This window comes from Maricaulis salignorans, from assembly GCF_900103475.1.
In the GTDB taxonomy this organism is placed as follows: domain Bacteria; phylum Pseudomonadota; class Alphaproteobacteria; order Caulobacterales; family Maricaulaceae; genus Maricaulis; species Maricaulis salignorans.
Genome location: NZ_FNHG01000004.1, coordinates 27,618 through 41,778 on the forward strand (window position 1 = coordinate 27,618; position 14,161 = coordinate 41,778).

Annotated in this window: 11 protein-coding genes; 5 read left to right on the forward strand and 6 right to left on the reverse strand. The window is 63.9% G+C overall.

Translation table 11 applies throughout. The annotated features are described in order from the left end of the window. Window positions 1–36: 36 nt before the first annotated feature. The gene (gene ssb / locus BLT42_RS04800; RefSeq protein ID WP_091767642.1) at window positions 37–522 is read right to left on the reverse strand and encodes a single-stranded DNA-binding protein; all 486 of its coding nucleotides are present in this window, start codon (window positions 520–522) and stop codon (window positions 37–39) included. A 292-nt stretch (window positions 523–814) separates the two neighbouring features. Here ssb and BLT42_RS04805 point away from each other — a divergent pair, with 292 nt between their 5' ends. The 3 genes from BLT42_RS04805 to uvrA all read left to right on the forward strand — a co-directional run bounded on the left by BLT42_RS04805 (window position 815) and on the right by uvrA (window position 5,157). After that, window positions 815–1,333: a hypothetical protein gene (locus tag BLT42_RS04805; RefSeq protein WP_091767645.1), complete on the forward strand. Its 519-nt coding sequence runs from the start codon at window positions 815–817 to the stop codon at window positions 1,331–1,333. Window positions 1,334–1,337: 4 nt separating this feature from the next. Beyond that, a complete protein-coding gene (locus BLT42_RS04810; RefSeq protein WP_091767649.1) occupies window positions 1,338–2,063 on the forward strand; it encodes a hypothetical protein in 726 nt (241 codons plus the stop codon). A 217-nt stretch (window positions 2,064–2,280) separates the two neighbouring features. Beyond that, window positions 2,281–5,157, forward strand: coding sequence for an excinuclease ABC subunit UvrA (gene uvrA / locus BLT42_RS04815; RefSeq protein WP_091767652.1), 2,877 nt, complete (start codon window positions 2,281–2,283; stop codon window positions 5,155–5,157). Between the two features lie 73 nt (window positions 5,158–5,230). On the opposite strand, the gene BLT42_RS15100 is transcribed toward uvrA, so the two are convergent. From BLT42_RS15100 to BLT42_RS04835, 4 genes are all read right to left on the reverse strand, one after another. Next, the gene (locus BLT42_RS15100) at window positions 5,231–6,223 is read right to left on the reverse strand and encodes a hypothetical protein (protein ID WP_091767655.1); all 993 of its coding nucleotides are present in this window, start codon (window positions 6,221–6,223) and stop codon (window positions 5,231–5,233) included. 177 nt (window positions 6,224–6,400) lie between these two features. Then, window positions 6,401–7,456 carry a hypothetical protein gene (locus BLT42_RS04825; protein WP_091767658.1) on the reverse strand — a complete coding sequence of 352 codons (1,056 nt, stop codon included), beginning with the start codon at window positions 7,454–7,456 and terminating at the stop codon, window positions 6,401–6,403. A gap of 76 nt (window positions 7,457–7,532) precedes the next feature. Next, complete coding sequence (locus BLT42_RS04830) at window positions 7,533–8,465, reverse strand: hypothetical protein (RefSeq protein WP_091767661.1); 933 nt, start codon at window positions 8,463–8,465, stop codon at window positions 7,533–7,535. An 89-nt stretch (window positions 8,466–8,554) separates the two neighbouring features. Further along, on the reverse strand, window positions 8,555–9,757 hold the full coding sequence (locus BLT42_RS04835; RefSeq protein WP_176780257.1) for an energy transducer TonB: 1,203 nt from the start codon (window positions 9,755–9,757) through the stop codon (window positions 8,555–8,557). 99 nt (window positions 9,758–9,856) lie between these two features. Between BLT42_RS04835 and trmFO the strand changes: the two genes are divergently transcribed. Next, window positions 9,857–11,251: a methylenetetrahydrofolate--tRNA-(uracil(54)-C(5))-methyltransferase (FADH(2)-oxidizing) TrmFO gene (gene trmFO / locus BLT42_RS04840; protein ID WP_091767667.1), complete on the forward strand. Its 1,395-nt coding sequence runs from the start codon at window positions 9,857–9,859 to the stop codon at window positions 11,249–11,251. Between the two features lie 66 nt (window positions 11,252–11,317). Further along, window positions 11,318–13,270: an alpha/beta hydrolase family protein gene (locus BLT42_RS04845; protein ID WP_091767670.1), complete on the forward strand. Its 1,953-nt coding sequence runs from the start codon at window positions 11,318–11,320 to the stop codon at window positions 13,268–13,270. Here the strand turns inward: BLT42_RS04845 and BLT42_RS04850 are convergent. Beyond that, the gene (locus BLT42_RS04850) at window positions 13,267–14,082 is read right to left on the reverse strand and encodes a squalene/phytoene synthase family protein (protein WP_091767673.1); all 816 of its coding nucleotides are present in this window, start codon (window positions 14,080–14,082) and stop codon (window positions 13,267–13,269) included. The genes BLT42_RS04845 and BLT42_RS04850 overlap by 4 nt on opposite strands. Window positions 14,083–14,161 lie beyond the last annotated feature (79 nt).

The following is a 14,161-nucleotide window of genomic DNA, read 5'->3' on the forward strand; positions in this document are numbered from 1 at the left end:
TGCGGCTCCTCGCCCCCCGGCCCTGCCCCGTATCGGCTAGAACGGGATTTCGTCATCCATGTCAGCGCTGCGGAAATCTTCCTTCGGCCCGTCGACGGCGCGCTGTGGCGAACGGTCGCTGGACTCGAAACTGCCGCCGCCACCGCCGCCGCCATAGGAACCGCCCTCACCCTTGGAATCGAGCATCTGCAATTCGCCGCGATATTTCTGAAGGACGATTTCGGTATTGTATTTGTCGACGCCGTTCTGGTCGGTCCATTTGCGCGTCTGCAGCGCGCCTTCGATATAAACCTTGGCGCCCTTCTTGAGATAATTGTCGGCGACCTTGGCGAGCTGGTCGTTGAAGATCACGACGCTGTGCCATTCGGTCTTCTCGCGGCGCTCGCCGGAGGTCTTGTCGCGCCAGCTTTCCGAGGTCGCGATCCGCAGATTGCACACCGGATCGCCATTCGGCAGACGCCGGGTCTCCGGATCCTTGCCCAGATTGCCCACCAGAATGACCTTGTTCACAGATCCCGCCATCGCCCATTCTCCATGTTTTCTTGTCGCACGGCTTGCACGCCGGCCAGTTTGTTCACATTATGTTCCACAGGTCAATTGCGCCCGCGAGTCGGAGGCGATTTGAACGGAGAGCAGCAGCAGAGTCCAGTGAGGCGCGCGGCGGCAGGTAGCGGAAGCACAGCCGGCCTGATTGCCACCCACCGCCGCGGTGAGCGGGCAGCCTCATGCCACTTGGCGCCCCCTGGCAAAAACAACTTGTAGTCATCCCAACGGTCTGCCTATTCTGCCCGAATATCTTCCAGGGGGAATCCATATGTCCAGACTATTTATCGTGGCGCTGTGCGCCGCCTTCATGACGGCGTGCGCGTCGACACCAAATCCGATTGCCGCCGAAACCCGGTCCGGCACCTATGTCACCGGCGCCGATCTGGTCTGGTCCGTCGACGACGCCGACGAGCAGGATGACAACGGCAATTACGCCGCCGGCCGGGACGACCTGCTGGCACGGCTGGAAGCCGCAGTGGAAACAGAGTTTGCCCACTCTCCCGCCGGCTCGCAGCCCGTCAGCTTCTCCATCGACATCCAGCGCTATAATCGCGTCAACGCGCTGACCGGCAATATCATCGGCGGCAGCAATATGGTCATCGCCGACGTCTCCGTGATCGATGAGAACGGCAATGTCCTGGGTGTCTATGAGGATGTCACCGGCTACCACGCCAGCGGTGCCGGCATTATCGGCGCCATCGCCCAGGCGGCCATCCAGCCCGACATCGTCGGCATTATGAGCAATTCCTTCGTCGCCGATTTGCGGCGGCGGTTTGACCGGGACTAGGCGCGTGAAGCGTCTCGTCCTCGGCCTGGCACTGGCGGGTGTCGCGGCTTGCGCTGCGACACCCTCGGCGCCGCTCAATCCGGATTCTTTCACGGTCAGTGGCCGTTACGCCCTGCCCCACGCCAATGCCGCGCCCTTCGCCGGGCGGATGCGGGTGTCCGATATCGAATTGTCGCACGGATTGGCGGCCTTCGATTATGAGGTGATCGAGTTCGATCAGACCATCAGTACAGCGATCGGCAAGTCACTCGAGAATTACGGCTATGCCGGCAGCCAGACGGATGAAGGGATCAACCTGGAAATCCGGCTGTCAGAGATCGAGATCCAACAATCGGACGAAGCGATCACAGCCCTTGTCTCGCTCGGCTTCCGGCCCATTGAGGCTGATCCGGCGCTGCAATGCGCCGCCCACACGTCCAATGCGCAATTCCATGCGCTGACACCGGTTCGTTCAGGCGGCGGTCAGCGCGCTGTCGGGATCATCGCAGGCATCGGGCTCGCCTTTGTCGGCGTCGACGGCTCGACCTTCATGGTCGATCAATTCGTCAATGCCAGCCAGAATAATGCCGCAATCAATGCCGATCTCGGCCTGGCGCGCAGTGAAGGCGTGGCCCCCCATGGCGAACAGGCTGCGATCCGCTTCGCCTCGACCTATGCCATCCAGCTCGCCATTGCCGACTACATCGCTCATCTCGGCACCTGCGCCGGCGGTATAGCCGAGCCGGTCTGAGCCCGTCGCGATCGGCGGGCCATCCCGCCCCGGCCTGACAGCGGACCGACGCTGCGTTCCAATACCGGCAGCGCTTGCCCACACCGACTTCCTGCCTACATGGTGTCAGCAGACTTGCATCTCGCTGCTGGACGCCGCGCGGCTTGTTCTCTAAATGTTCAGCACGAATCCAGCCCCGACTGGTCCCGCCCGCGAATTGGCAGACGAAAGACATTTCATGGCCCTCGACACCATCCGCGTGCGCGGTGCGCGCGAACATAATCTCAAGAATGTCTCGGTGGATTTGCCGCGCGACAAGTTGATCGTCTTCACCGGGCTGTCGGGCTCGGGCAAGTCCTCGCTGGCGTTTGACACGATTTATGCCGAGGGGCAGCGGCGCTATGTCGAGAGCCTGTCGGCCTATGCGCGCCAATTCCTCGAATTGATGTCGAAGCCGGACATGGATTCGATCGAGGGGCTGTCACCGGCGATCTCGATCGAGCAGAAGACGACGTCGAAGAATCCGCGCTCGACGGTCGGCACTGTCACCGAGATTTACGACTATATGCGCCTGCTCTGGGCTCGCGTCGGCGTGCCCTATTCGCCGGCCACCGGCCTGCCGATCCGCTCCCAGACCGTCAGCCAGATGGTCGACAAGCTGATGGCGCTCGAGGATGGCGCCCGCCTCTATCTGCTGGCGCCCGTGGTGCGGGGCCGCAAGGGTGAATACCGCAAGGAATTTGCCGACTGGCTGAAAGCCGGCTTCCAGCGCGTCAAGGTCAATGGCGAATTCTACACGCTGGAAGAAGCGCCGGTCCTCGACAAGAAATTCAAGCACGATATCGATGTCGTGGTCGACCGGCTGGTGATCAAGGAAGGCCTGGAAGACCGCCTCGCCGACAGCCTGGAAACCGCCCTGCGGCTGGCCGATGGTCTGGCGATTGCCGAATTTGCCGATGTCAGCGAAGCGACGGGCGAAGCCGAACGGCTGATCTTCTCGCAGAAATTCGCCTGCCCGGTCTCCGGCTTCACCATTGCCGAGATCGAGCCGCGCCTCTTCTCCTTCAACAATCCCTTCGGCGCCTGCCCGGCCTGTGACGGGCTCGGCCAGTCGCTCAAGTTTGACGAGGATCTCGTCGCGCCGGACCGTGACAAATCCCTGACCCATGGCGCCATCGCGCCCTGGAGCCGCGCCACCTCAAAGCTCTACCAGCAGACCCTGCAGGCACTGGCGACGCATTTCGGCGGCGATATGTTCAAGCCCTGGCGCGAATTGCCGGAGGATTTCCGCAAGGTGATCCTCTACGGCACCAAGGACGACATCACCTTCGTCTATGAGGACGGCTTACGAAAATTCGAGACCAAAAAGCCCTTCGAAGGCGTCATCCCCAATCTGGAGCGGCGCTGGCGCGAGACCGATTCAAGTTGGGTCCGTGAGGATCTCGGGCGTTTCCAGTCCTCGCAGCCCTGCGAGACCTGCCATGGCCGCCGGCTGAAGCCGGAAGCGCTATGCGTCAAGATCGCCGACCATGATATCGCCCAGGCCGGCACCATGCCGATCCGCATCGCGCGCGACTGGTTCGGGTCCATCGAAAAAAACCTGTCGGCCAAGGACCAGCAGATCGCCGAGCGCATCCTGAAGGAAATCCGCGAGCGGCTGAAATTCCTCGTCGATGTCGGGCTGGATTATCTCACGCTGGACCGCGCCTCGGGCACATTGTCCGGCGGCGAAAGCCAGCGTATCCGCCTGGCCAGCCAGATCGGCTCGGGCCTGACCGGCGTGCTCTATGTGCTGGACGAGCCCTCGATCGGCCTGCACCAGCGCGATAATACCCGCCTGCTGGAAAGCCTGCGCGGCCTGCGTGATCTCGGTAATACGGTGATCATTGTCGAGCATGATGAGGAAGCCATTCTCACCGCCGATTATGTCGTTGATCTCGGTCCCGCCGCCGGCGTGCATGGCGGCGAGATCATCGCCGAGGGCACGCCTGCCGACATCCTCGCCAGCGAAGCCAGCCTGACCGGCCAGTATCTGCGTGGCACGCGGCGGATCGAGATTCCGGTCAAGCGGCGCAAGGTCGACAAGAAGCGCACCGTGCGTGTGGTCGACGCGACCGGCAATAATCTCAAGAAGATTTCGGCTGATTTCCCGCTCGGCGTGATGACCTGCGTCACCGGCGTCTCCGGCGGCGGCAAGTCGACCCTGACCATCGAGACCCTGTACAAGGCCGCCGCCCGCAAGCTGGCCAAGGCCCAGACCGTGCCCGGCCCGCATGAGCGTATCGAGGGCCTGGATCAGCTCGACAAGATCATTGATATCGACCAGTCACCGATCGGGCGCACACCGCGCTCCAACCCGGCCACCTATACCGGCGCCTTCACCCCGATCCGCGAATGGTTCGCCCAGCTGCCGGACTCCAAGACCCGCGGCTACAAGCCCGGCCGCTTCTCCTTCAACGTCAAGGGCGGGCGTTGCGAAGCCTGCCAGGGCGATGGCGTGGTGAAGATCGAGATGCACTTCCTGCCGGATGTCTATGTGCCCTGCGATGTCTGCCATGGCGCGCGCTTCAATCGCGAGACGCTGGAAGTCAGGTTCAAGGGCAAATCCATCGCCGACGTGCTCGACATGACGGTCGAGGAAGGCGCCGACTTCTTCAAGGCGGTGCCCGCCGTGCGCGACAAGATGGAAACGCTCAAGCGCGTCGGGCTGGGCTATATCAAGATCGGCCAGCCCGCGACCCAGCTTTCCGGCGGCGAAGCCCAGCGCGTCAAGCTCTCCAAGGAACTGGCCAAGCGCGCCACCGGCAAGACGCTCTACATCCTCGACGAGCCGACCACCGGCCTGCATTTCGAGGATATCCGAAAACTGCTCGAAGTCCTGCACGAGCTGGTCGAGACCGGCAATACCGTGGTGGTGATCGAGCATAATCTCGACGTCATCAAGACCGCCGACTGGCTGATCGATCTTGGCCCGGAAGGCGGCGATGGCGGCGGCGAGATCGTTGCGGTCGGCACGCCGGAAACGGTCGCCAAGGTCGAGGCGAGCTGGACGGGGCGCTATCTGGCGCCAATGCTGGAGAAGGAAAAGGCGCGGCGCAAAGCGGCCCCGACTTAGGTCACCGACCGGATGAGCGGGATCAGCCCTGGCTTGCAGGCCCGATACCGCTCACCGGCAGGATGTCCCGCCATCAGTCCCGTGACTCGGGACCGACCTCCCCCGTGCCAACCCCCGGCGCAGGCTCAACCGCCGCAACCGGTGCCACCGGTGCCTCAGCCGCGGCACGCTTGCGGGCGTCCCAGTTGGCGACGGCCGCTGTCGGGCCGCAGAGCAGGAAGAGCAGCGTGGTCTGCAGCGGCACGGCGATGATCAGCCAATGGCCATAGGGATTGATCATCGAGGCTGCCATCTGCTCGGGGTCTGGCATGACGCCCGGCTGGGTCGCTCCGGAAAAGGCCGTTTCCATCAGCCCCGGCGCCAGCAGGAACTGGCTGGCAAGCATCACGATGTAGATCACGACATGCGCCCACAGGAGCTGCATGCCCGCCCCTTTCGACGCGGTCCAGCCATCAAGACTGATCCTGCGATCACGGATCACCAGGGCGAAACCGACACTCGCACGGCCCATGACATAGCCCAGCGCGAGCATCAGCGGGAACATCACGGCGATGCCGACAAACCCGCCGATCAAACCCGCCTGCGATGCGTCACCGCCGCCAGAGCCCAGCAGGGGCGCAAGCAGGAGCGTGAACACAATGATGAGGATGAACATCGCGATAACGACTGCGAGCATGACACCAATCATCATGCCGAGCAGGACCAGGTAGAAGCCGAATGTACGGATTTCATCCGCACCGAGCTGGAGCGGCAGGCTGAGCGCGGGCTGTTCGCGGACATAGACGCGGTAAGCGCCGGCGATCAGCACACAGCTGATAATCATGGATACGCCCATCAATGCTGCGAAATAGCCGCCATAGCTGGAGAAATCGCCCTGGGCCATGTCCATTGTCGCGTTCATATAGCCGGTGAAGAAGGCGATCCCGGCATCAGACTGGGCCCAGAGATAATAGCCAAAGCTCAGCAGTGTGACGACGGCGATATAGGATAGCGCCCGCACCGGCCGCCAGAACAGCGTGCGGATGCCATAGGTCAGCGCATCGAAAAAACGAAAACGGTCGGTCATGATTCCCCCCCTGGTTCAGACCCCAGTCTGGCACATCACGCTGCGAGCGCACAGCTTGAAAACACAACCTGAAAACCGAACCGGAATGGCCGCGCCCCGCTCATCCCGCCCGGGTGAAACAAAGCGGCCCGCCGGAAATCCGACGGGCCGCGTAGCGCTTGCATCTGCCGTCAGGGGTCAGCCTTCGCTGGGCGAGGCACCGGCAGGATGATCGGCGGTCAGGGTGGGCGAGTCGGTTTCCTCCGGTCCGCCATCGGCACGGTAGCGCACGGCATTATAGGCGCCGACACCATGCCACATGCCCTCGAACATGATCTGCATCGCATAGCCCAGCACGAGACCGGTCGCGAGGCCGATCACAACACCGGGCGTGTTGAGCATGCCCTGCAACATGGCGATCACTTCGTCCGGCGAGACATCACCACGGCCCTCGGCCAACTGCGCGAACTCCATGAGAACCGGCAGAAATGCGCCCAGGAAAACGAGCTGGATCACGGTGCCCAGAATGGTCGAGAGCACGAGGATCAGACCGATCACCACCAGATAGCTCAGCGCCATATGCCAGAACACACCCTTGCTGGCAGTCCAGCTCTCAAAGAAGCGGATACGGCGATCGACCACGGTCAGCGCCGGGGCCGAAGCCAGGCGGATACAGAAGACGATGACCATGATGGAAATCGCCAGAATGCCGAGAAAGACGATCAGGCCGGTCGCCATCCCACCCACCATCGAGCCGTCACTGCCGGCGAACACGCCAGCGGCGAGCAGCGCGACAATACCGGCGGCCATGGCGATGCCGAGATAGGCCGCAATACCGACCACGATATAGAGAAGATTGACGCCCAGCAGACGCAATTCATCGCCGCCGAAACGGAAGGGAATGACCGCAGCGATCTCGCCGCGGGTCAAAAAGCGCAGCCAGGCCGCCTGGAACATCAGCGCCGAGACAATACCCAGCAGGGCGATCAGGGGCATGGAAGCGAGGAATGGACCGATCAGTGCCAGGACTTCGCGCTCCATCTGAGATTCCGACAGGGTGCCGCCCGCTTCCTGCGCCACCAGGTCAAACAGACCGATATAGAAGGGGCCGAGCAGCATGAAGGCCAGCGCGGCGAGCGCGCCAACCACCAGAGCCTGACAGGCCGCAATCCAGATCACGCCCAGCGGATTCTCGCCGAAACGCTTGAAGAAGAAAAAGATACCGTCTCCGATATCGAAAGCCTTGCCTGTCATATCGATCCCCTTTTTACAGCCTGTGCTGCTCTATCCGATCATCATGACGGATTGGCGACCAAATGCCAGAGGGATGCTAGACGGTGCGATCCCCTGCCGCGGCGACGGCGGTGCGATTGCGATAGATATAGGCATAAAGCCCGGAAAAGACCGGCACATTGATGAAGGCCATCAGGCCGTTCCAGCGCAAATACTCCTCCGCAGCGGCCAGGGCCGGTGCGTTGATCTGCTCGCTGCCGACGGGGACCGCCAGGTAGAGCGGCCGGAATCCGAGCATGGCGCAGATCAGCTCATACAGGCCCAGTTCAAGCACCAGAAGCGGCAGGCCGGTCAACAGCAAAGCCGCGGCGATCCGCGCCGCATTGCCGCCGCTCAACGACCAGGCGCTCAGCACCATGATCTTGCGATTGGCGATCGTCGCAGGAAGCGCCAGCGCCAGGCGGGCCGACAGCCAGACCAGAAGCGCTGCGGCGGCCAGCCCAACCACACCGGCGACAACCCAGTCAGCGGCACCGAGATAGGCCATGGCATCGACGAGTTCGAGGCCTTCGGCTTCCGGGTCAATCCCGGCGCGGCTCATCGCACCGGCGGCGATCGAGCCGAGCACGACGGCCCAGAACATGAAGGCCATGATGAAGACCAGCAGGGTCAGCGCTGCGACCAGCAGGCTGACGATAAAGATACGGCCCTCATCAGCGCCGGCCTTGAGTGAATGCCAGCCGCTGTAATCGCCCAGCACCGCCATGCGCAGACAGGCGGCCGAGAGCGCCAGACTGGCGACAACGGTGACCAGCGAAAGCAGGAACATCCCCATCGCCAGCACCGGATTGCCTGTCGCCCCGCCAATCGCCTGCATCAGCACAAGCTGTGCCGCATAGGCCAGCGTATAGGGCGCGGCAGCGATCAGGGCGCGTTGCCAATGCGAGATCAAAAAGGCATAGGCCGCCAGGACGCTGCGCAGGATCGGGACCGGCGCCGCCGGAGGTGTCGCGCTGGATGGATGGGTCATGCCGGGCTCCGCAGACGGGGTTTGCGTTCAACGCCCCCGATCTGGACGCAGCGCGATGGGAAGGCAAGTTCCCCGCTGCATCCGAAGCGTCATTCCGCGTCGGCTTCCGCTTCGGCCTCGCTCTGCATCCGGCATTGCCACGCCGTCGGCAACTCGCACATGGTGAACTGGAACTGCGTCAATAACCCGACACGCCTCACGGCCTGGCCGCCGATTTGCGCCGGCTCATAGCGCCAGCTTGCGACAGCCTGTAGCGTTTCATCATCGAACACGCCGCCCGGTGCGGCCGCGACAACGGTCGCCGAGTCCGTTCGGCCGCTCTCGGTCACATCGAACCGGACGACAACAATCCCGTCGATACCGGCTTCGGCGGCCCGCACCGGATAGCGTGGCTGCGCCCGCGTGCCCGCGACCACCGCGTCGACATCATAGATATTGGCCCCTTCACGATCACTCCACGACGGGTGCGCGCCGGTTTCGGGATAGGCGGAAGCCGCGATCCGGGCATCGACCAGCGCACGATCCTCGGCCGTCGCAGCGCCGCGCGCCAGCTGGATCCATGCCGTGGTCGTGCGGACATTATCGGTATCCGCCCCCGCAGCCTCGACCGAGGCGAACATGCTGCGCGAGATATGGAAGTTATACAGGGCGTCCAGCCGCTCACCCTCGAAATACTGGCCGACGCCGGCCAGATAGTGTGCATTGGCGAGGACACGGTCCGGACTGCGCCCGCTTGCCTCAAAGGCCTCCAGCGCGAGGGCTGCATGCCCGGACATTGTGCGCAGTCGGCCCAATTGGCCGCTGCTGAGCGCGACCATGTAATGGATATCTCCGGCCAGCGACGGGGCCACACTATCCTCGCGCCCGCCTACCGAACGCGATGCCCGCAGCGAACATTGCCGGGCGTCGCGGATATCGCCATTGGCAAAGGCCGACAGGGATGCCTGATACCAGCGCGTCGCGCGCTCCGTCTGCGAGGCCCGCAAGCGGTCGGAGATTTCCGCCGCACTGCGCCAGGCGGGATAAGCTTCTTCCGGAAGGCCGCGACGGAGCGCGAGATTGCCGTAATTTTCCGCCAGGATGCCAATCAGCCCGGCATCAATGCGCTCATCACGCGCCGCCTGCCAGGCGGCTCGGGCGGCTTCGCTGGCCGCGACATAATCCTGGGCTGCCATCGCGTTTTCATACGCCAGATAGGCCTGGGACACGCTGTCCGGCAGCGGATCGTCCTGGGCGCTGGCCGCAAGAGTGACCAGCACCACCAGGCTCAATGCAACTATGAACTGCTTCATCTTTCCACTCCCCCAGGACGCGATCATTCGCCGCGCAGCGCGCACATGTCAACGCCCCACTGCCCCGCGCCGCTTGACTTGCACCCGCCCCCGCTCGATATGCCGCGCATGACCCATAACGCTCACAAACCTGTTCACATCATCGGCGGCGGCATGGCCGGCTCCGAAGCGGCCTGGCAACTCGTCTCGCAAGGCGTGCCCGTCATCCTGCACGAGATGCGCGGCGTGAAGGAGACCGAGGCCCACAAGACCGACGGGCTGGCCGAGCTGGTCTGTTCCAACTCTTTCCGCTCCGACGACGCCAAGACCAATGCGGTCGGGCTGTTGCACGAGGAAATGCGGCGCTGCAATTCGATCATCCTGGCCGAGGGCGATAATCACCGCCTGCCGGCCGGCGGCGCCCTCGCCGTTGATCGCGACGCCTTCTCCGCCGCCGTCACCAAGACGCTCACCGAGCACCCGCTGGTGACGATCTCGCGCGAGGAGATCACCGGTCTGCCGCCGGAAGACTGGGACAGCGTCATCATCGCCACCGGTCCGCTGACCTCGGAAAGCCTGTCGGAAGCCATCCTCAAGGAGACCGGCGAGGACGAACTGGCCTTCTTCGACGCCATCGCACCGGTCATCCATCGCGACAGCGTCAATATGGACAAGGCCTGGTTCCAGTCGCGCTATGACAAGGGCGAAACCCTCGCCGACCAGACCGCCTATCTCAATTGTCCGATGGACAAGGAGCAATACGACGCCTTCATCGACGCGCTGATCGCCGGCGAGAAGACCGAATTCAAGGAATGGGAAGGCACGCCCTATTTTGAAGGCTGCCTGCCGATCGAAGTGATGGCCGAGCGCGGCCGCGAGACCCTGCGGCATGGACCGATGAAACCGGTCGGACTGACCAATCCGCACAATCCCACCGTCAAGGCCTATGCCATCGTGCAATTACGCCAGGACAATGCGCTGGGCACATTGTTCAACATGGTCGGCTTCCAGACCAAGCTGAAATACGGCGTCCAGACCGAAATCTTCCGCCTCATTCCCGGCCTTGAGGAGGCGCAATTTGCCCGCCTCGGCGGCATTCACCGCAATACCTTCCTCAACTCGCCGCGCCTGCTCGATGACCAGCTGCGCCTGAAATCCCGGCCGCGCCTGCGCTTCGCCGGACAGCTGATCGGCGTTGAAGGCTATGTCGAAAGCGCCTCGATGGGCTTGCTCGCCGGACGCTATGCCGCTGCCGAACGCCTCGGCAAGACGTTGGCCCCGCCGCCGGAAACCACCGCCATGGGCGCCCTGATCCGCCACGTCACCGGCGGCCATCTCGACGCCGGCAAGGGCAGTTTCCAGCCGATGAATGTCAATTTCGGCCTTTTCCCGCCGATTACCCAGCCGACCGAGGATGCCGAGGGCAATCGCATTCGCGGCAAGGCCAAGACGCCGGCGCGCAAGACAGCGATGTCGGCACGGGCGCTCGATGACCTGGCGGCATGGTTGGGCTAGCCGCCTCATTTCAACTTGAAATAGCCGATCAAAGCGTGTGAACTCCCGGCGAGATTGGGGGAAATCATGTTCAGATCAGTTTTGACGGGCCTTGCGGCCGCTATCCTCGCCTGCGGCGGAAACGCTGTACGCGCCGATGCGCCACCCGCGCTCGAGCTGTTCGCTCAAATGCCCAATATGGACATGGTCACCCTGTCACCGGACGGCCAGCGGATCGCTTTCCTGGGCAATTATGAGGGCCGCCGTATCCTGATCGTGCGTGAACTGGCCAACGGCGAGGAACAACTCGCCAATGTCAGCGAGATCAGGCCCGAAACCATGCTCTGGGCCAATGACCGGATCCTGCTTCTCTCGGCCAGCGAGGCGACCAATACCCGGCGCGTTCACGGTGTGCTGGACGTCTCTGCCGTGCTGGCCTTCGATGTCGAGAACGGCCTCGAATTCCGCCAATTGCTGCGCGGATCCCGCCGCACGGGCGTCAATTTCCGGCTCGGCCGCGTTCTGGGAATCAGCGCCGAGGACGGCTTTGTCCTGATCCCGGCCTGGGATGAGGGTGGCAATTACGACCTGCTCGCGGCCAACCCGGCCCGGCGCGGCTCCCGTGTCGAGGCGGGCGGAAGCACGATTACCCGCGACTGGATCATCGACCGCAATGGCGCAGCCGTGGCACGGGTCGAGTATTCCAATGCCCGCAATACCCAGCGCATCATGGTGCGCGGCAATGATGGCTGGACACCCATCCTGGAAGAAGATGATGCCGACCGCCCGGTCTATTCCGCCTGGGGCCTCGTCGAGGACGGCTCGCTGGCGATCCGGGTGACCTATAATCGCCAGGACCAGGCGACAACGAGCGGGCTCTATGCCGTCTCGCTCGAAACCGGCGCGATCACGCGGCGGCTGTTTCGCGACGATGATTACGATATCGGCGCCGTCCTCACCGACCCCTACACCAATCTCGTCGTCGGCATCGCCTATAGCGATGTGTTTGACGAGCATGTCTGGTTTGACGAGGACCTCGCAGCCCGGCAGGCCATGCTCGACGCCGGCTTTGGCGGCAAGTCAGTACGGATCGAGAGCTGGTCACGCGACCGCTCCCGCTTCGTGATCTCGGCCGAGGCCGAGGACCAGCCGCGCGTTTACTATCTCTATGATGTCGCGAGCCGCAATGTTCAGGCGATCGGCAGCGCCTATGGCAATCTGGCGCTGGGCGGTTTGCGCCCGCGTCTGCACATCCATTATCCGGCGCGCGACGGAACCGAGATACCCGGCTATCTGACGACACCGGACGGTGACGGCCCCTTCCCGACCGTCATCCTGCCCCATGGCGGTCCGGCCAGCCGCGACACGGGCGGGTTTGACTATCTGGCGCATTTCCTTGCCTCGCGCGGTTATGCCGTGCTGCAGCCGGAATTCCGCGGCTCGGACGGCTATGGCCGGGAGTGGGAAGTGGCGGGCTATGGCGAGTGGGGCACCGGCCTCATGCAGCATGATGTCAGCGACGGCGCCCTCGCCCTGATCCAGGCCAATATCGCCGATCCGGACCGGATCTGCATTGTCGGCTCAAGCTATGGCGGCTATGCGGCCCTGGCCGGCGCGAGCTTCACACCGGACCTCTATCGCTGCGCCGCTGCCATCGCCCCCGTCACCGACCTCCAGGGCCTGATCCGCTATGATCGCGACCGCCACGGCAATCTGCACTGGACCGTCGCCTATTGGGATGAAGTCATGCACGGCGTCGATGAGGCCCGCCGCGCCGCCCGGCTGCGGGCCGCCTCGCCGGTCCACCATGCTGACCGGATTCATATTCCGGTGCTCTTGATGCATGGCCGTGACGACAGCGTCGTTCCGATCGAGCAGAGCCGCGACATGCGGGATGCCTTGCGTCGCAACCGCGCCGATCTCGACTATATCGAAATGCCCGGCACCGATCACTGGCTGACGTCGTCAGAGATGCGCACGCAGGTCCTCACCGAACTGGAGCGCTTCCTGGGCGAGCATATCGGCGACGGCGCGAACTAACGCCCGGTCAGGGACAACCAGCCGAGCCTCGCCTGTCGCGCCAAAAGGGAGCGCTCGGCCGGCACCTCGAACGGATTGTCGGGCAGGCGTTTGAGATAGGCCCGGGCCAGCACGACATAGCCGACCGCAGGCACAGCCTCGACCGCTAGCGGTCCCGCCGCCGCGAAGCCGCGCGCGGCGTCCTCGGCGATCGCGCGCACGGGCTGGATCGCGGCCTTCGCCTTGTCGGAGCCCAGCCCCTGCGCGAGCATGGCGGGGCTGCCGCCCAGTTCGGTGAGATAGTCTCCGGCCACCGGCGCACGGCCGATGCGGGCGCGCCAGGCGAAGGCGCGCATCAGGCCGGTCAGACCCCAGGCCCGGCCGGCGTCACGGATTTGCGGCTCGGGCAATTCGCCGCCGGTCAGGATCAGCCCCAGGCGGATCAGGCGCCCGGAGGTGCGGTCGACATAGTCGAGCAATGCGTCGAGATCGGCATGTGGTGCGGCAGCGACATCCTCGAAACGCGCATCGATCAGATCGAGCAATTCGGTCTGCGGCAGCAGGCCTGTCAGGGGCGCCAGCGCCTCTGTCACATCATGCCGGCGGACCTTGGGCGTCGCGGCATAGAGGTCGCTGATCGCATCATGCCACCAGGTCAGCTTCATCTCGCCGATCAGGCTTTCCGAGGTCGCATCGGCGATGCGGGCGATTTCGTGATTGAGGGCGTAGAGGGCAAACAGGCGCGCACGCGCGCCGGCCGGTGCGAACAGCGCTGCCAGGCGCCGGTCCGGGTCAGCGCGCTGCAAAAGCTGGGATAAATCTTCAGCGCTCATGCGCTCCTCCGGTGGACATTGGCGGGTAGAGGCCCATATGCAGTCATATCACCGTGCGCCGCATCCGCCCGCACGCCGT